At 61.6% G+C, this 17116-nt stretch carries 15 protein-coding genes; 3 read left to right on the top strand and 12 right to left on the bottom strand.

Translation table 11 applies throughout. The features are described 5' to 3' along the window. The first annotated feature begins 450 nt into the window (after positions 1–450). Positions 451–2391, top strand: coding sequence for a M23 family metallopeptidase (locus G9X68_RS25360; protein ID WP_171604725.1), 1941 nt, complete (start codon positions 451–453; stop codon positions 2389–2391). Between the two features lie 95 nt (positions 2392–2486). On the opposite strand, the gene clpB is transcribed toward G9X68_RS25360, so the two are convergent. From clpB to G9X68_RS25330, 6 genes are all read right to left on the bottom strand, one after another. Beyond that, positions 2487–5087 carry an ATP-dependent chaperone ClpB gene (gene clpB, locus G9X68_RS25355; RefSeq protein WP_171604724.1) on the bottom strand — a complete coding sequence of 867 codons (2601 nt, stop codon included), beginning with the start codon at positions 5085–5087 and terminating at the stop codon, positions 2487–2489. A 251-nt stretch (positions 5088–5338) separates the two neighbouring features. Next, on the bottom strand, positions 5339–6103 hold the full coding sequence (locus tag G9X68_RS25350) for a DUF4167 domain-containing protein (RefSeq protein ID WP_171604723.1): 765 nt from the start codon (positions 6101–6103) through the stop codon (positions 5339–5341). A gap of 342 nt (positions 6104–6445) precedes the next feature. Next, a complete protein-coding gene (gene prmC, locus G9X68_RS25345; RefSeq protein WP_171604722.1) occupies positions 6446–7306 on the bottom strand; it encodes a peptide chain release factor N(5)-glutamine methyltransferase in 861 nt (286 codons plus the stop codon). Continuing rightward, complete coding sequence (gene prfA / locus G9X68_RS25340) at positions 7303–8382, bottom strand: peptide chain release factor 1 (RefSeq protein WP_171604721.1); 1080 nt, start codon at positions 8380–8382, stop codon at positions 7303–7305. Before prfA ends, prmC begins: the two co-directional genes overlap by 4 nt. 29 nt (positions 8383–8411) lie before the next feature. Beyond that, complete coding sequence (gene ptsP / locus G9X68_RS25335) at positions 8412–10679, bottom strand: phosphoenolpyruvate--protein phosphotransferase (protein WP_171604720.1); 2268 nt, start codon at positions 10677–10679, stop codon at positions 8412–8414. Positions 10680–10768: 89 nt separating this feature from the next. Continuing rightward, positions 10769–12043 carry an aspartate kinase gene (locus G9X68_RS25330; RefSeq protein ID WP_168313044.1) on the bottom strand — a complete coding sequence of 425 codons (1275 nt, stop codon included), beginning with the start codon at positions 12041–12043 and terminating at the stop codon, positions 10769–10771. Between the two features lie 298 nt (positions 12044–12341). Here G9X68_RS25330 and ubiG point away from each other — a divergent pair, with 298 nt between their 5' ends. Beyond that, on the top strand, positions 12342–13088 hold the full coding sequence (gene ubiG / locus G9X68_RS25325) for a bifunctional 2-polyprenyl-6-hydroxyphenol methylase/3-demethylubiquinol 3-O-methyltransferase UbiG (protein ID WP_171604719.1): 747 nt from the start codon (positions 12342–12344) through the stop codon (positions 13086–13088). 83 nt (positions 13089–13171) lie between these two features. On the opposite strand, the gene G9X68_RS25320 is transcribed toward ubiG, so the two are convergent. From G9X68_RS25320 to G9X68_RS25305, 4 genes are read right to left on the bottom strand one after another with little or no spacing between them, the layout of a single operon-like run. Beyond that, entirely contained in the window at positions 13172–13600 is a 429-nt protein-coding gene (locus G9X68_RS25320) for a DUF1178 family protein (RefSeq protein ID WP_171604718.1), read from the bottom strand. Then, complete coding sequence (locus tag G9X68_RS25315; RefSeq protein ID WP_171604717.1) at positions 13597–14454, bottom strand: carbon-nitrogen hydrolase family protein; 858 nt, start codon at positions 14452–14454, stop codon at positions 13597–13599. The genes G9X68_RS25320 and G9X68_RS25315 overlap by 4 nt, the downstream gene beginning before the upstream one ends. 10 nt (positions 14455–14464) lie before the next feature. Continuing rightward, positions 14465–14722 carry a glutaredoxin 3 gene (grxC, locus tag G9X68_RS25310; protein ID WP_171604716.1) on the bottom strand — a complete coding sequence of 86 codons (258 nt, stop codon included), beginning with the start codon at positions 14720–14722 and terminating at the stop codon, positions 14465–14467. Positions 14723–14753: 31 nt separating this feature from the next. Continuing rightward, positions 14754–15530: a ComF family protein gene (locus G9X68_RS25305; protein WP_171604715.1), complete on the bottom strand. Its 777-nt coding sequence runs from the start codon at positions 15528–15530 to the stop codon at positions 14754–14756. A gap of 77 nt (positions 15531–15607) precedes the next feature. Between G9X68_RS25305 and G9X68_RS25300 the strand changes: the two genes are divergently transcribed. Then, positions 15608–16492 (top strand): methyltransferase domain-containing protein, encoded by an 885-nt coding sequence (locus tag G9X68_RS25300; RefSeq protein WP_171604714.1) that lies wholly within the window; start codon positions 15608–15610, stop codon positions 16490–16492. Positions 16493–16507: 15 nt separating this feature from the next. Here the strand turns inward: G9X68_RS25300 and G9X68_RS25295 are convergent, their stop codons facing one another. Both G9X68_RS25295 and G9X68_RS25290 read right to left on the bottom strand, forming a co-directional pair. Next, complete coding sequence (locus G9X68_RS25295; RefSeq protein ID WP_171604737.1) at positions 16508–16675, bottom strand: Flp family type IVb pilin; 168 nt, start codon at positions 16673–16675, stop codon at positions 16508–16510. A 71-nt stretch (positions 16676–16746) separates the two neighbouring features. Further along, positions 16747–17064: a hypothetical protein gene (locus tag G9X68_RS25290; RefSeq protein WP_003543245.1), complete on the bottom strand. Its 318-nt coding sequence runs from the start codon at positions 17062–17064 to the stop codon at positions 16747–16749. Positions 17065–17116: the final 52 nt, after the last annotated feature.

The raw sequence follows: 17116 nt of genomic DNA, 5'->3' as shown, positions 1-17116 counted from the left end.
TTGAGTTTCACCAGAACGAAAGACTTCGTCGCCAGCAGCGCCGCCGCCCTCGTTCAGTGAGGGGGCTTATAGAACTAACCCCTGCAGACAGTCAACAGCGCTTTTTGAAAAATTTGATTTTTCTTTCAGGCCATTGTTTTTCAAGATAAAATTTCGAGCGACGCTCAAAAGCGGTCCTTTCCCGGATTCCGACCGGCCTTACATGGCCAGGAAAGATGAACGACTTTCGACTTTTCGTGGAAAGAACGCTCTTTTGTCTCCTGCGCCCCGACATCATCACAATCTGCTGGTCTTAAGAGACGCATGATTCACACAGGCAAATGCAGGCAGACTGCCTTTTCCTGAGTGATTTGACTTCCGTGCCCAAAATATGCACATCTTTCGCCCCAGCCAGGATGGCCGATACATGCTCCCACAGACGCCTGATGTAAGGACGCGGACCCGACTGCCATGATGACGGAGAAAATGATGATCCGCTCGTTGGGCAACGAGCCTCCGCTTCTAGCCGACGGCAGACGCGCGCCCGACCGGCGCGAAGTTTCCTTGCGCTGGCTCTCGGGCACGTTCCTCACCGGCATTACATCGTCCGTCCTGATGGGTGTCGCCCTTTTTGCCGCCCTTGATGGCCGCCAGCAATTGGCGATCCCCGCCGAAGCCTATGCGAGTGTTGCGGCAGACGCGCATGAGGATACGACAGTGGTCCGCGGTGGCCGGCTGATCGCGCCCGCCATCGCCGCAAAACCGTCCGACCGTGCCATCATGGAAGTGTCCACCGTCGTCCACGACGGCGAAAAGGAAGTCGTGCGCCGCCAGCCCTTCGCGCATGTGAAGATGACGCTGGCCGCCAACCATGTGGCGACGGAGGACTATCCCGACTTCGATCCTCTGGCGATCTTTTCCGCAGACGAGCCGCAGCCCGCACCGCAAAGCCGCACAGGCGCGCTTTACGGCTCCGACGTCGAATCCGAAGTCAGCCTGAAGACCATTCCCTTCCCGACCGGCAAGACCAGCATGCAGATGGCGTCCGGCCTGTCGCTCGAGGAGGTCGAAGAGAACGTACGCTCCAACGGCTCGGTGCTGACCGACGGCAACACTCAGCTCGCAGCCCTTTATTACGTCGATCCGCGTCGCTTCTCCAATGAGGACTCCGATGTCGATCTGACCGCCGGTCTGTCCGCCCGCGTGCTCGAACAGAACATGACGGTCTCCGCATCGGAATCGATCACGCCGCAGACTGAAGAATTCGCCGACGACATCCTGCCCGTGCGCGTCGACACGCCGATCGCCAAGGCGCTGACGGATTCAGGCTATCCGCAGCAATATGCCGATGGCATTGCCGGCTATATCGCGCAGCAACTGGGTTCTGGTGATCTCGACAAGGGCGATGTGCTGCGCATCGGCATCATTCAGAAGGGCGAACAGGCAAAGATCATCCGAGCCAGCGTCTATCGCGGCACGCGCCATCTCGTCACCGTGGCCGTCGACGACAAGGGCAGATATGTGCCCGGCAGCGAGCCGCCGATGTTGGATGCCATCGCCACCGCCTTTGATGACAATTCCTTCGCACCGCCCCCCGGCCAGAACCTGCCGCGTGTCTATGACGGCATCTATCGTGCTGCCCTTTCCTACGGCATGACCAAGGATATGACGGCGCTGATCATCAAGCTGCTCGCCAGCAATGTCGATTTCCAGGCGCAGCTGAGGCCGACCGACAGTCTCGAGGCCTTCTTCTCCGTCGCCGACAGCGCCGGTCAGGCGACCGAGGATTCCGAACTGCTCTATGTCAACGCCCGTTTCGGCGATACGCAGACGCGCTTCTACCGTTTCCAGGACCCCGACGACGGCACGGTCGATTATTTCGACGAGAACGGCAAGAGCATCCGCCAGTTCCTGCTGCGCAACCCGGTTCCGAATGGCATCTTCAAATCGGGCTTCGGCATGCGCCGCCACCCGATCCTCGGTTTCGCCCGCATGCACACCGGCGTCGATTGGGCTGCACCCCGTGGCACGGCGATCATCGCCGCCGGCAACGGCACGGTCGAGAAAGCCGGCTGGGATTCCGGCGGTTATGGCAACCAGACGATCGTGCGCCATGCCAACGGCTATGAATCCTCCTACAATCACCAGAGCGCCATTGCCAAGGGCGTCGTCCCCGGCGCCAAGATCCGCCAGGGCCAGGTGATCGGTTGGGTCGGCACGACGGGCGAATCCACCGGCCCGCACCTGCATTACGAGCTGATCGTCAACGGCACCAAGGTCGATCCGCTGCGCATTCGCCTTCCGGGCGGAAAATCGCTGCAGGGCGAGGCGCTGGCGAAATTCGAAGACGAGCGCAAGCGCATCGATACGCTGCTGAACAACCAGACGCCAGACCAGGTGGCGAGCAAGTAGCGTCCCTTACGCTGCTTCCGCTCCAATAGACGCCTCGGCCACCAAACGAAAAATGGCGGCCCGAAGCCGCCATTTCCCATATCCGGCAAACCGATTTACGCTGCTTCGCTCACCGTCTGCCTCGTCCTGAACTGCAGCCGGTCCGAACCGCTCGTCACCGTCACCGTCGATCCATCCGGCACCTGGCCGGACAGGATCTGCTCGGCCAGCGGATCCTGCACGAACTTCTGGATCACCCGCTTCAGCGGCCTTGCGCCGTAGACCGGATCGTAACCCTTGTTCGCCAGCCAGTGGCGGGCTTCCTCGTCGAGATCGATGATGATCTTGCGCTCGGACAGCAGAGCCACCAGCCGCTTCAGCTGGATATCGACGATCGCGCCCATCTCCTCGCGCTTCAGGCGATGGAAGAGGATGATCTCGTCGATGCGGTTCAGAAATTCCGGCCGGAAATGTCCGCGCACGACCTCCATCACCTGCTCGCGAACCGTGTCGCTGTCGTCGCCGTCCCTCAGCTGCGTCAGATATTCGGCGCCGAGGTTCGAGGTCATGATGATCATCGTGTTGCGGAAATCGACCGTCCGGCCCTGGCCGTCCGTCAGACGTCCGTCGTCCAGCACCTGCAGCAGGATGTTGAAGACGTCGGGATGCGCCTTTTCGATCTCGTCGAACAGCACGACCTGATAGGGCCTGCGGCGCACGGCTTCCGTCAGCGCTCCGCCTTCATCATAACCGACATAGCCGGGAGGCGCACCGATCAGCCGGGCAACGGAGTGCTTCTCCATATATTCCGACATGTCCATGCGCACCATCGCCGTTTCGTCGTCGAAGAGGAAGCGGGCGAGCGCCTTGGTGAGCTCCGTCTTGCCGACGCCGGTCGGGCCGAGGAAGATGAACGAGCCGATCGGCCGGTTCGGATCCTGCAGGCCGGCGCGCGCGCGGCGAACGGCGCGCGACACGGCCTGAACCGCATCGCCCTGGCCGATCACCGATTTCGCCAGCTCGTCTTCCATCCGGAGCAGCTTGTCGCGTTCGCCCTCCAGCATCCTGTCGACCGGAATGCCGGTCCAGCGGGAAACGACATGGGCGATATTGTCGGGGGTGACCACCTCCTGCACCATCGCGCCGCGATCGCCATCCTGCTTCTCGGCATCGACGAGCTGCTTTTCGAGATCGGGAATGACGCCGTAGGTCAGCTCGCCGGCACGCTGGAATTCGCCTTTGCGCTGGGCGATCGCCAACTCGTTGCGGGCATCGTCGAGCTGCTTCTTGAGATCGGCGGCAAGGCCGAGTTTCTGCTTTTCCGCCTGCCAGCGGGCCGTCAGCGCATCGGCCTGTTCCTCGAGATCGGTCACTTCGGTTTCAAGCCGCTTCAGACGGTCGGCGGACGCGACGTCCGTTTCCTTTTTCAGCGCCTCGCGCTCGATCTTCAGCTGCATGATGCGCCGGTCGAGTTCGTCGAGCTCTTCCGGCTTGGAATCCACCTGCATGCGCAGCCGCGCTGCCGCCTCGTCCATCAGGTCGATCGCCTTGTCGGGCAGGAAACGGTCGGTGATATAGCGGTTGGAAAGCGTCGCAGCCGCCACCAGCGCCGCATCGGCGATGCGCACCTTGTGATGCTGCTCGTATTTTTCCTTCAGGCCGCGCAGGATCGAGATCGTATCTTCGACCGTCGGTTCGTCGACGACGACGGGCTGGAAGCGGCGGGCAAGGGCCGGATCCTTCTCGACATGTTTGCGATATTCATCGAGCGTGGTCGCACCGACGCAATGCAGCTCGCCGCGGGCAAGGGCGGGCTTCAGGAGGTTGGAGGCATCCATCGCCCCATCCGCCTTGCCGGCGCCGACCAGCGTGTGCATCTCATCGATGAACAGGATGATCTCGCCGTTTTCCGCCTGGACTTCATTGAGCACGGCCTTCAGCCGCTCCTCGAATTCGCCGCGGTATTTCGCACCGGCAATCAGCGCGCCCATGTCGAGCGCCATCAGCTTCTTGTCCTTGAGCGATTCCGGCACGTCACCGTTGACGATGCGCAGCGCCAGGCCCTCGACGATCGCCGTCTTGCCGACGCCGGGTTCGCCGATCAGCACAGGATTGTTCTTGGTGCGGCGCGAAAGCACCTGGATGGTGCGGCGGATTTCGTCGTCGCGGCCGATCACCGGGTCGAGCTTGCCCTCGCGGGCTTCGGCGGTGAGATCGCGTGCGAACTTCTTCAGCGAGTCGAAACCCTGCTCGGCATTGGAGGAATCCGCCGTCCGGCCCTTGCGGATGTCATTGATGACCTGGTTGAGGCCCTGGGCCGTCACGCCTGAATTCTTCAGCGTCGAAAAGGTCGAGGCGGAGGATTCGATCGCCAGTGCCTGCAGCAGACGCTCCACCGTGACAAAGCTGTCGCCGGCCTTTTTCGCCGCCTCTTCGGCGGTCGAAAGGACCTTGGCGAGCGGTTGTGCCAGATAGATGTTGCCGTTGCCGCCGGAGATCTTCGGCAATTTGGCGAGAGCCGCGTCATTGGCAAGACGGGCGGCCTTGGCATCGCCGCCGGCGCGCTCGATCAGCGACGCCGCCATGCCCTGATCGTCGTCGAGCAGGACTTTCAGCACATGTTCGGGCGTAAATTGCTGGTGACCCTGTGCCAGCGCATAGGTCTGGGCGGACTGGATGAAACCGCGCACCCGCTCCGAATATTTCTCGATATTCATATTCTACCTCCATGGATCGCCCTGCCCTGAAGAGGCGCAGACCGATGATTGAGATCGACCCCCTGAAAAGGCAGGTCGCGCTTTGCCCGTATGGGATTCGGGCGAAGCAGTTCGGAGAGAATATGGTAGCCTGTTCTGCGAGTTTAAAGAGCCCGTAAAACGAAAATCCCCGGCACAAGGCCGGGGATTTTCAAGCTAATTCTGTAGACGGCATGAACTTCACGCTCTCCCCTGAAGGGGAAGCGAGATCCTCATTCCGATGCGACGTCAGCCAGCACTGGCGCCTCGGTAGAGGCGCCCTCGCCTTCAGCAGCGGCTTCTTCGCCCTCAGCACCGCGGCGCGGGCGACGGGGACGGCTGCCGGTGCTGCGGCGGCGGGGCTGGCGTTCACGTGGCTGGCCGCCGGCACCTTCCTCGTCCATGGCGACTTCGGCCGGAATGCCTTCGATCTCCGGCTGTGGGCCGGTTCCATCGATCAGTTCGGACTGGGGTGCCGGTGCAGGCGTCTGAGCGGCTACCGGCTTCGGCTGTGCCTGCGGCTGGTGCTGTCTGCTCTGCTGCTGGTGCGGCCTGCTCTGCGGCGGCTGGACGATAACGACATCGTCGCCGTCATTGTCATTCTCGTTCTCATTGTTGTCCATATCGTCGCCGTCGCGGTCCGCACCGTCGCGATCATTGTACTCGCCGCGGTCGTCGCGCTGGAAACGTTCCTGCATCTGCGCCTGGGCGCTGGCAATGATACGATTGTAATGTTCAGCGTGCTGGAGATAGTTCTCGGCCATCACGCGGTCGCCGGAGCTTTGGGCGTCGCGGGCGAGCTGCGCGTATTTTTCGGCGATGTGCTGCGCCGTACCGCGAATCTTCACATCGGGGCCGGAACTGTCATAGGACCGGGTCAGCGGATTGCCGCCCTTGCGGTTGAAATTGTTGTTATTGTTATTTCCACCGCCGCCACCGCCGCCGTTGTTATTGTTACCACGCCCTCGACCGCGCTTGTTCTGCTGTCCTGGCCTCATAGATCGTTCACCTGAATTCTCTGTTTGTGATGGATACATGGCACCAACCGCCATGACCGGAAAACCGGGTCAGGACCTTTGTGCCGCGAGCATACTGCGCCTTTGCGCCGACCTGCCGCTTGGTTCTCAAGTCAGTTTGACTGATTCACGCATTGGGTCGTGTTCAACCGTTGAAACTCTCGTTTAAAAGAGCGGACCCCCGAGGCAAACCAAGTACCGAACGAATCTCGTTCATTCCTATCTGCCCAACACGTGACCGCAACCTATATTGCTTCACCGGGAAATCCAAGCCTTTTCTTCGCAATAACAATAATGTCCTGTTCAATGCCGCATTATCGTCTTTCACGCGAGCGCAAACACGAGCACCCTGTCGTTCTGACCATAATCTTTCACGGATTTGAGGCACCTGAAGCCTTTCGCTTCAAAGATCGCCGTCACGTCGTTTCGCTGATCGTAGCCGATCTCCAGTCCGACGACCCCATCGGGCCTGATGAACCTTGCCGCATCCTTGGCTATGGCTTTGTAAGCGTCAAGCCCATCCGGGCCGCCATCCAGAGCCGCAGCCGGATCAAATTTCGTCACTTCGGGAGCGAGATCGTCAATGACATTGGAAGCAATATAGGGCGGATTTGAGACAATCGCGTGAAAGGATCCCTGGATCTTCTCGAACCAATTCGACTTTACGGCCTCAAAACGATCCTGCAACCCGTTTCTTTCTGCATTCGATCTTGCCGTCAAAAGTGCATCCGCCGATATGTCGCTGCCGACACCTGACGCATCAGGACATTCGCTCAAAAGCGCAAGGCATATCGCCCCGGTCCCGGTTCCCATGTCAAGGATATGGAGACGGTTTTGCGTCTTTGCAAGGTCTTTGAGATAGACGAGAACCGTATCGACCAGGATTTCCGTATCCGGCCGCGGTTCCAGCGTTTCCGCCGAAAGCCGAAGCGGCAGGCCGTAGAATTCCCGCTCGCCGAGAATGCGATGCACCGGCTCATGACCGAGCCGCCGCTCCAGCGCCTTGAAAATCACTTCGGCCTGCTCGGCAGAAAGCCTCTCGGCCGATCGCGTCAACAGCTCGGTCGGCGACAATTTCAGAAGACCCGCGACCAGCAGCCGCGCATCGGTCGCCGGGTCGACGATACCTGCTTCGGTGAAGCGACGGCGCGCTTCGGCAAGCATATCGGCGACCGTCGAGCTCATTGTTGCTCGCCGAGCTGTGCCAGCTGGCTGGCCTGGTAATCGGCCATCAGCGCGTCGACGACCTCCTCGATCTCGCCTTCCATCATCCGGTCGAGCTTATAGAGCGTCAGATTGATGCGATGGTCCGTTACCCGCCCCTGCGGGAAATTATAGGTGCGGATACGTTCCGAGCGGTCGCCGGAGCCGACCTGGCTCTTGCGATCGGCAGAGCGCTCGCTGTCGGCTCTCTGCCGCTCGGCATCGTAAAGCCTGGAGCGCAGCACCTGCATCGCCTTGGCGCGATTTTGGTGTTGCGACTTTTCCGAGCTGGTGACGACAATGCCGCTCGGCAGGTGGGTGATGCGCACAGCCGAGTCCGTCGTATTGACGTGCTGGCCGCCCGCACCCGAAGAGCGCATCGTGTCGATGCGGATATCTTCAGCCCGGATCTCGATGTCGATCTCCTCGGCCTCCGGCAGCACCGCAACCGTTGCGGCCGACGTATGGATACGCCCGCCCGCCTCGGTTTCCGGCACACGTTGCACGCGATGCACGCCGGATTCGAATTTCAGCTTGGCAAAGACCCCCCTGCCGGTGATCGTCGCGATGATTTCCTTGTAGCCGCCGGCTTCGCCCTCACTTGCCGAGAGCACCTCCACCTTCCAGCCCTTTTCCGCCGCAAAGCGCTCATACATGCGAAAGAGATCGCCGGCGAAAAGGGCCGCTTCCGAGCCGCCCGTGCCGGCGCGGATTTCGAGGATCGCGCTCTTTTCATCCGCTGCATCCTTCGGCAGAAGCAGGATCTGCATCTCCTGCTCGAGCGACTCGATCTGTTCCTTCACCTCGGGCAGCTCGAGCTCGGCGAGGTCGCGCATCTCGCGGTCGACCGATTTATCCTCGAGCAGCGTTTCGAGATCGGCAAGCTCGGCGACCGCCTTCTCATAGACGCGGATCTTCGTCACGACAGGCTGCAGCTCGGAATATTCGGATGCGAGCTTCACATAGACATCGGCAGCCGGGCCAGCCGACATGCGCGCCTCGATCTCGCCGAAACGACGTTCCAGCTCGCGCATCTTTTCAACGGGAAGCTTCGCCACCCTTCACTCCGATTCTTCTTAATCTCTGTCTAAAGGGGAATATTGTGGCTCTCGGCGAAGCGGGCAAGCACCTCGCGCATCGGCATCAAGGCGTGGTGATCGTCCAGCACCTCGTCCATCGCCTTCGTCAGTGCCCCGACATCGAGCCCGAGCAGCATCGCCTTCACCGGTCCGATCGAGGCCGGCGACATCGAGATCGAGCGGAAGCCGATACCGAGCAGCGCCATCGCCGAGATCGGTTTGCTGGCGAGCTCGCCACAGAGCGTCACCGGCGTCTTGTTCCGCTCCGCCCCGCGCACGATATCGCGGAGGATGCGCAAGAACGGCTTGCCCAGTGGATCGAAGCGGTCCGAGACCCGTGCATTGCCGCGATCGACTGCCATCGAGAACTGGAAGAGATCGTTCGAACCGACCGAGACGAAATCAACCGCCTCCATCAGCTCGTCGAGCTGCCAAAGCAGTGCCGGCACCTCTAGCATCGCCCCGAATTGCAGCTTGCGCGGCAGCCCGTGGCCGAAGCGCGAGAGGTGCTGCACTTCCTTCTGCAACAGCTCGCGCACCATCTTCAGCTCGGAAACCTCGGTCACCATCGGCACCATCAGCTTCAGCTCGGTGTCGGCCGATGCCTTCAGCAGGGCGCGCAGCTGGGTGCGCAACAGTCCCGGCCGGTCGAGCGACAGCCGGATGGCGCGCCAGCCGAGTGCCGGATTCTCTTCTTCATGGCCGCGGAAATACGGCACGACCTTGTCGCCGCCGATGTCGAGCGTACGGAAGGTGACGGTGCGGCCCGCCGCCTGCTTTATCACATTGCGATAGAACTGCTCCTGCTCCTCCGCCTTCGGCATGGTGGAGGCGATCATGAACTGCAGCTCGGTGCGGAACAGGCCGATCCCCTCGGCACCCGATTCCGAAAGTTGCGGCAGGTCGACCAGCAGGCCGGCATTCATCATCAGCGCGATCCGCTGCCCATCCTTGGTCACCGGCTCGACGGCGCGCAGCGCCCGGAACTGCTCCTGCCGTCTGGCGCGGAAGCGAACCTTTTCCTCGTAGGAGCGCCGGTGATCGGCCATCGGCCGCAGATGCACATGTCCCTCGTCGGCGTCGATGATCACAGCATCGCCGTTCTCGGCGAGCGCCACCACGCCAGCAGCCTGACCGATGACCGGAATGCCCATGGCCCGCGCAACGATCACCACATGGCTCGTTACCGCCCCTTCTTCCAGCACCAGCCCGCGCACATTGGCACGCGGATAATCGAGCAGTTCGGCCGCTCCCATGGCGCGCGCCAGGACGATCGCATCGCTGGGGAAACCTTCCCCGGTCGTCCGGCCGGTATAACCCGTCAACTGTCTGAGCAGCCGGTTCGCCAGATCCTCGAAATCATGCATGCGTTCGCGCAGATAAGGGTCGGTCAACCGCATCATCCGCGCCTTGGTGTCGCTCTGCACTTTCTCGACTGCTGCTTCCGCCGTCAGGCCGTTGCGGATCGCCTCCTCAAGCTTGCGCACCCAGCCCTGGTCATGCGCAAACATACGATAGGTTTCGAGCACCTCGCGGTGTTCGCCCTCCATCGAGACGTCGCGACGCGACAGCATGTCGTCGATCGAAATCCTGAGCGAGCCCATGGCTTCGGCCAGCCGCCGGATTTCCTTCTCGGCATCCTCGTTCAGCAGATTGGTGACGACGATGCGCGGCTCGTGCAGCACGACGTAACCGAGGCCGATGCCGTCATTATAAGTATCGCCGTCGACGGTGACCGAACGCGTCAGGTCGAGTTCGAGGCCCGGCTTGGTGATCTTCTTGAGCTCGCCGGTGGCGATCATCTCTGCCAGCACCATCGCCGTCGTCTCGAGCGCTTCCAGCTCTTCCTCGCGATAGTTGCGGCTCGCCTTGTTCTGCACGACGAGAACGCCGAGTGAGCGCCCGGTCCTGAGGATCGGCACGCCGAGGAAGGAATGGTAGATTTCTTCGCCCGTTTCCGGCAGGTAGCGGAAGGCAGGATGCGACTGCGCGTCGGAAAGGTTGAGCGGCTGGGCCGAGGCCGCGATGGTGCCGACCAGGCCTTGCCCCATCTTCAATTGCGCCAGGTGCACAGCCTCGCGGTTGAGGCCTTCGGTCGCATAGAGTTCGAGTACGCCGTCGGCGCGCAGCACATAGACGGAGCAAACCTCCGCCACCATGTTGCCGGCGATTTGGCGAACGATCCGGTCAAGACGCTCCTGCGGCTCCAGCGGCTCCGCCATCAACTCGCGCAGCCGCCTGAGCAGCACGCGCGGACCGCCGGAAAGGTCTCTCATGGCGTCTCAAAGCTCCCGAAACAACGCACTTGGTCCCGGCGGGCCGGCCTCATCTCCTCAACCTGAAGGGGCAGGCCGCCCGCTGGGAATCAATTCTTATCCAGACCGTAGCAGGAATGCAAAGTCCTGACAGCGAGTTCTGCATAGGGACCGTCGATGAGGATGGAAATCTTGATCTCGGAGGTGGTGATCGCCTTGATGTTGATGCCTTTTTCGGCAAGTGCACGAAATGCGGTAGCGGCAACGCCCGCATGGCTGCGCATGCCGATGCCGATGACCGATACTTTCACCAGCCCCGATTCGTTCTGCACGACATCGTAGCCGATCTTCTCCTTATGGTCGCCGAGCACCTTGATCGCCTTCTCGACGTCGCCCGACGGTACGGTGAAGGTCATGTCGGTCTTCGACCCGTCCTCGGAAATATTCTGGACGATCATGTCGACATTGATATGGGATTCGGCGAGCGGCCCGAAGATCGCCGCGGAAACGCCCGGCCGGTCGGCAAGACGGCGAAGCGAGATCTGAGCCTCATCCTTGGCATAGGCGATGCCGGTGACTACTTCCTGTTCCACGATTTCATCCTCGTCACAAATCAGCGTTCCGGGCGGGTTCAGCAGATCGCCCATGCCCGGAGCATCGGGATCTTCGAATGATGAGCGCACGAAGGTGCGCACCTTGTGTACCATGGCAAGCTCGACCGAGCGCACCTGCAGTACCTTGGCGCCGAGCGAGGCCATTTCCAGCATTTCCTCGAAGGCGATCTTTTTCAGCCTGCGCGCCTTCGGCACGATGCGCGGGTCGGTGGTGTAGACGCCGTCGACATCAGTGTAGATATCGCATCGGTCTGCCTTGACGGCTGCCGCGATTGCAACGGCCGAAGTGTCCGATCCGCCGCGCCCGAGCGTCGCGATACGGTTGTCGGGTCCCAACCCCTGGAAGCCGGAGATGACGGCGACCTGCCCCTCACCCATCCGTTTGACGATGTCAGAGCCGTCAATCTCCATGATCCGTGCCGCGCCATGCGCGTTGTCGGTGTGGATCGGGATCTGCCATCCCTGCCAGGAACGGGCATTGATATCCATCGCCTGCAATGCGATTGCCAGCAGACCGGAGGTTACTTGCTCGCCGGATGCGACCACCGCATCATATTCCCGTGCATCGTAAAACGGAGAATTGGCGCCGATCACCTTCGGCGTGCCCTGGACCCAGCCAACCAGTTCATTGGTCTTGCCGGACATGGCCGAGACGACCACCGCCACCTCGTGCCCGGCATCGACTTCGCGTTTTACGTGGCGGGCAACGTTCTTGATGCGGTCCAGGTCAGCGACGGACGTGCCGCCGAATTTCATTACGATGCGTGCCATATGCCTCTACCACGACTGGCGCCGGGAAAGCGGAAAACCGGACCCGGCATCACGAAAGCTCTGGGGCAGACCGCTTGGGCCAAAGAACCGGATTGCCAACTTCTGGAACCGCTCTAAAAGCCCAGGCCCCAAAGGCCCCAAGTTGCGGCGTCTCTTAGCGAGTTTGGCGGGGGGAGGCAAGCGCACGCGATAAAAGCTATTGGCGAGCGGGTCCGCGCTCGCCAATCCCCTGATCTGCGCCCCTTGACTTATCCCCTCGATCATCCGACTTCACATGTCAGAACGCAAGGAGTGGACGATGACGGAAACCGCCAGAAGCACGATCGACCAGGGCGAAGTGGACCGCTTCTCGGCGATGGCGGCGGAATGGTGGAGCCCGACCGGCAAATTCAAGCCGCTGCACAAGTTCAATCCCGTCCGGCTCGCCTATATCCGTGACAAGGCCTGCGAGAATTTCAGCCGTGATCCGAAAAGCGCTCGCCCGCTCGAGGGCCTGCGCGTGCTCGATATCGGCTGCGGTGGCGGCCTGTTGTCCGAACCCGTCGCCCGCATGGGCGCCTCCGTCGTCGGCGCCGATCCGTCCGAGAAGAATATCGGCATCGCCTCCACCCACGCGAAGGCCTCCAGCGTTTCGGTCGACTATCGCGCCGTCTCCGCCGAGGAACTCGCGGACGCTGGCGAGACCTTCGATATCGTCTTGAACATGGAAGTGGTGGAGCACGTCGCGGATGTCGAATTCTTCATGACGACCTGCGCAAAAATGGTCCGCCCCGGCGGCCTGATCTTCGTTGCCACCATCAACCGCACGATGAAGGCGGCAGCGCTTGCCATCTTCGCCGCCGAGAACATTCTGCGCTGGCTGCCGCGCGGAACGCATCAGTATGAAAAACTGGTACGCCCGGAAGAGCTGGAAAAGCCGCTGATGGCGAGCGGCCTTGAGATCACCGACCGCACCGGCGTCTTCTTCAATCCGCTGTCGAACCAGTGGAACCTGTCCAAGGATATGGACGTGAATTATATGCTGCTGGCAAAGCGGCCTGCATAGCTCCGACCATCAATAAGTCGGCTAACTTTTAACAGTGCGACATGCAGGCCGAAACTGCAGAAGCCAGACGCTCGGACTGCATGTCAGTTCACGTCTTCCGGCAAGACGGGAATGGCGGCGATCTCAATGCCCTCTTCGAGAAGCGCCTGTGCTTCATCGACCGTCGCTTGGCCGATGATGCCGCGGGCGTCCGCCTCGCCGTAGTGAATCTTGCGGGCCTCCTCGGGAAACTGCGTGCCGACGTCCTCGGAATTGGCCTTGACCGCCGCAACGGCCTCTTTCAGCTTTTGCATGGCCTCCTGGCGCATGGCATCCATCGCCAGCGTCTGCCTCTCGTCCTTCTTCCGCGCCGTTGATACCGAAGGCGCCATCAGCAGCTTGGACACGGCGGCGGAATGGCAGACCGGGCAGGTGAGGAAACCCGTCGCGACTTGGCGGTCGAAATCGGCGCTTTCGGAAAACCAGCCTTCGAATTCATGGGCATTGTCACAGGTGAGCGAATAGCGGATCAAGCGGCGACGCCTCCGGCGATTGCCCCCGCAACCTTCTCGACCGAGAATTCCCGCCCATTCCTCAGGTTCGGGATCTTGTCATGCGCAGCCTTGACCGCACTCGGATCGATCTCAGCGACGATGACCGCCTCGCCGGTGGCCCCGGCCGACGCCAGCACCGTGCCCCAGGGGTCGATGATCATCGAATGGCCGAAGGTTTCGCGGCCGTCCTCGTGCCGGCCGGCCTGCGCGGCGGCGATGACGAAGACACCGTTCTCGATTGCGCGAGCCCTGAGCAGGATCTCCCAATGCGCCTCGCCGGTCTGCTTGGTGAAGGCGGCAGGAACTGTCATCACCTCGGCGCCGGCAACCGCCTGGGCGCGGAAGAGTGCGGGAAACCGCACGTCGTAGCAGATCGCAAAGCCCATTTCGGCAAAGGGGAGCGACAGGACGCGGGCCTCCGAGCCGGCTGTATAGGCGGCACTTTCACGCCAGCTCTCGCCATTGTCGAGGTCGACGTCGAACATATGGATCTTGTCGTAGCGATTGAGAATTCTGCCGTCGGAACCGAACAGGAAACCGCGATTGGCGATCTTACCGTCGGCAAGGGCGATCGCCGTCGAGCCGACATGCATGTGGATGCCGAGTTCCCTGGCGAGCTCCGAGCCGGTCTTGACGATGACGTCATGGGTCTCGTCGGCGAGTACGGCGCGCGCCGCCGCGCGGTCGCGCTGCAGCATGCCGGTCATCTCCGGCGTCTGCACATAGGTCGCGCCCTGGCCAGCGGCCTCGCGCACCAGCCGCGCCATGGCGGCGGCATTCTTCACCGGATCGACCCCGGAACACATCTGGACGGCAGCGGCCTTGAAGCTCATCGGTTCTTCCTCAGGCTGCCAGCATCGGATCGAGCTTGCCGGCCCGATCGAGCGCAAAGAGATCGTCGCAACCGCCGACATGATCGGCGCCGATGAAGATCTGCGGAAAAGTGGTACGCCCGTTCGACTTGCCGATCATCTCCTGGCGAAGATCCGGCGAGTAGGTGGCGTCGTGCTCGACATATTCGACACCCTTTTCTTCGAGAAGGGACTTGGCGCGGGTGCAATAGCCGCAAAACTGCCGTGTATAGATTGTGACGGGTACCATAATCTCTCCAGACCGATGCCGAGTATTTCTGTCATATAGGCTCGGAGAGAGCCCTTGCAAAGGTCAAAACCGTTATGTCGGTCGCACCCGCCTTGCGCAGTGTCCGGCTTGCTGCAGCGACCGTCGCCCCTGTTGTATAGACGTCGTCGACGAGGACGATGCGCTTGCCGAAAATGTCGTTTTCGCAACCCTTGGCGATCGCAAAAGCGCCCCTGACATTGTCTTCGCGCGCCTTGGCGCCAAGACCGACCTGCTGGCTGGTGCGCTTGACGCGCATAAGCGTGGCGGCAAGCAGCGGCTTGTCCGAGAGCCTTGCCATATGGCGGGCAAGCTCGGCTGCCTGGTTAAACTTGCGCGCCAGCATCCGGCTACGGTGTAGCGGCACCGGGATCAGCGCATCGCAGCTTTCGACCGTCCCGTCAGAAGCGCGCAGCATCCAGGCGGCCATCATCGGCGCTAGATCGGTGCGATCGCGATACTTGAGCCCATGAACAAGATCGCGGACGGCATGGTCGTGGGTCGCAGCCGACCGCAACCGGTCGAAGGGCGGCGGGTTGGCGATCGCCTCGGCGCTGAGGATGCCGACGCCGAGATCGTGCGAGAAGGGAATGCCGAGCACCTCGCAATAGGGCCGTTCAATGAAGCGGATGCCGGACCAGCATTTTGCGCAGAGGCCGCGATGGCCGCCTGTGGAAATACCGCAGACGGAGCAGGCGGGCGGATAGAAAAAATCGGCAAGCACCGAGAACGGCCGCAAGAGATGCGCCCGCAAGAATTCTGCCGGTCTTTCGAAATCGATTGGCCCCATGCCGTCGAGACTAGCGTGTTCTTAGCGAAAGGAAAATCGTCTTGCCGCACAGGCGGCGCGGGACTAAGGACATCGTCATGGAAACGATCTTTGACAGAGCCCTGGTCGCCGCACATCGCCATCGCGCGCTTGCAAACAACGACCCGAAAGCCGCCTTCCTGCTTGACATTGCCGCGGAGGAAATGGGCGAAAGGCTTTCCGTGGTCGAGCGGACTTTCGATACCGCCGTCGAACTGCATGGCGCAACCGGTGCTACCGCCCGTGCCGCGCTGGCGACGGGCAAGATCGGCACGATGATCCGCGTCGAGAGCGAGAGGGCCTATGCGATCCCAGGAGAAACCTTGATCGAGGCGCCGCTCGAGGACGTGCCGCTCGAACCGCAATCGGCCAATCTCATCCTTGCGCCGCTCAGCCTGCATCTGACCAACGATACGCCGGGTGTCTTCATCCAGATCCGCCGCGCCCTGAAGCCGGACGGCCTTTTCCTGGCCGCGATCCCCGGCGCCGGCACCCTGCAGGAACTGCGCGAGGTGCTGCTGGCTGCCGAGGTCGAGATGACAGGCGGCGCAAGCCCGCGCGTCATTCCCTTCGCCGATGTGCGCGATGTCGGCAGCCTCATGCAGCGCGCCGGCTTCACGCTGCCGGTGATCGACGCGGAAAACTATACCGTGCGTTATGATTCGCTTTTTCCGTTGATGCGGGATCTAAGAGCGATGGGCATGAGCAATCCGCTCGCAGCCCGTGGCCGGATACCGCTGACGCGTGCTTTCTTCCTGCGCGCAGCGGAGATCTATGCCGAACGCTATGCCGATCCCGACGGACGCATCCGCGCGACCTTCTCCATCATCTATGTCTCGGGATGGGCGCCGCACGAGAGCCAGCAAAAGCCGCTCAGGCCGGGCTCGGCCAAGGCGCGCCTTGCCGATGCGCTGAGGGTGGACGAGCACAAGCTCAGACAGTAGCAGCTGGCTGCTTCTTCAATTCACGGTCAGATTGTTGTTGACCACGTTGAAGACGTCGTGCAGGGCGCCGGAGAAGATTCCAAGAGCCGAAACGAGAGCGCCGCCAATGAGGGCGGCGACCAGGCCATACTCGATCGCCGTCGCACCTCTGGTATCTGCAACAAATGCTTTCAAAAGACGCATGACCCCACCGCTGCGAGAAACCGACAACAAACGACCAATTCCACGACCATCGGGACGACGGCCGGTATTCTTCAGCAACCGGCGCCGACGCCGTAGCCCTGGACGACGCAGACCGAGCCGGGCGTATCCTGGAGGACGCTGCGGCGGATCGTATAACGCTTGCCGCTTTCGCTCTTGGGGATCGATCCTGTCGTGATCGTATCGAAATCCGCCGGAGCACTGGCAAAGACGCTTTTCTTCGAGGAATCCGCAAGCATCGGCGTCAGGATCAGCGTCAGCGCGACCACCGCCGTGCCGAACAGGAGGGCGATATTCAGCGCACCCGTCCTGCGCGAGGCAGACGAGGCCCGTTCCTTTTCCCGGACAGCTTTCCAGAAATCATCGTCCATGACGTCAAGCCTTTTAATACACGCACGCCAGATGCTTGATTGAGGCCGATCT

The organism is Rhizobium changzhiense (assembly GCF_013087625.1).
GTDB lineage: Bacteria > Pseudomonadota > Alphaproteobacteria > Rhizobiales > Rhizobiaceae > Rhizobium > Rhizobium sophorae.
The sequence above is the reverse complement of the archived record's forward strand: the minus strand, read 5'-3'. Positions and strand labels throughout refer to the sequence as shown.

What these genes read in the sequence shown, in the direction of transcription:
- G9X68_RS25360 (WP_171604725.1), top strand. Translation starts at nt 451, where the DNA reads ATGATGACGGAGAAAATGATGATCCGCTCGTTGGGCAACGAGCCTCCG.
- clpB (WP_171604724.1), bottom strand. Translation starts at nt 5,087, where the DNA reads ATGAATATCGAGAAATATTCGGAGCGGGTGCGCGGTTTCATCCAGTCC.
- G9X68_RS25350 (WP_171604723.1), bottom strand. Translation starts at nt 6,103, where the DNA reads ATGAGGCCAGGACAGCAGAACAAGCGCGGTCGAGGGCGTGGTAACAAT.
- prmC (WP_171604722.1), bottom strand. Translation starts at nt 7,306, where the DNA reads ATGAGCTCGACGGTCGCCGATATGCTTGCCGAAGCGCGCCGTCGCTTC.
- ptsP (WP_171604720.1), bottom strand. Translation starts at nt 10,679, where the DNA reads ATGAGAGACCTTTCCGGCGGTCCGCGCGTGCTGCTCAGGCGGCTGCGC.
- G9X68_RS25330 (WP_168313044.1), bottom strand. Translation starts at nt 12,043, where the DNA reads ATGGCACGCATCGTAATGAAATTCGGCGGCACGTCCGTCGCTGACCTG.
- ubiG (WP_171604719.1), top strand. Translation starts at nt 12,342, where the DNA reads ATGACGGAAACCGCCAGAAGCACGATCGACCAGGGCGAAGTGGACCGC.
- G9X68_RS25315 (WP_171604717.1), bottom strand. Translation starts at nt 14,454, where the DNA reads ATGAGCTTCAAGGCCGCTGCCGTCCAGATGTGTTCCGGGGTCGATCCG.
- grxC (WP_171604716.1), bottom strand. Translation starts at nt 14,722, where the DNA reads ATGGTACCCGTCACAATCTATACACGGCAGTTTTGCGGCTATTGCACC.
- G9X68_RS25305 (WP_171604715.1), bottom strand. Translation starts at nt 15,530, where the DNA reads ATGGGGCCAATCGATTTCGAAAGACCGGCAGAATTCTTGCGGGCGCAT.
- G9X68_RS25300 (WP_171604714.1), top strand. Translation starts at nt 15,608, where the DNA reads ATGGAAACGATCTTTGACAGAGCCCTGGTCGCCGCACATCGCCATCGC.
- G9X68_RS25295 (WP_171604737.1), bottom strand. Translation starts at nt 16,675, where the DNA reads ATGCGTCTTTTGAAAGCATTTGTTGCAGATACCAGAGGTGCGACGGCG.
- G9X68_RS25290 (WP_003543245.1), bottom strand. Translation starts at nt 17,064, where the DNA reads ATGGACGATGATTTCTGGAAAGCTGTCCGGGAAAAGGAACGGGCCTCG.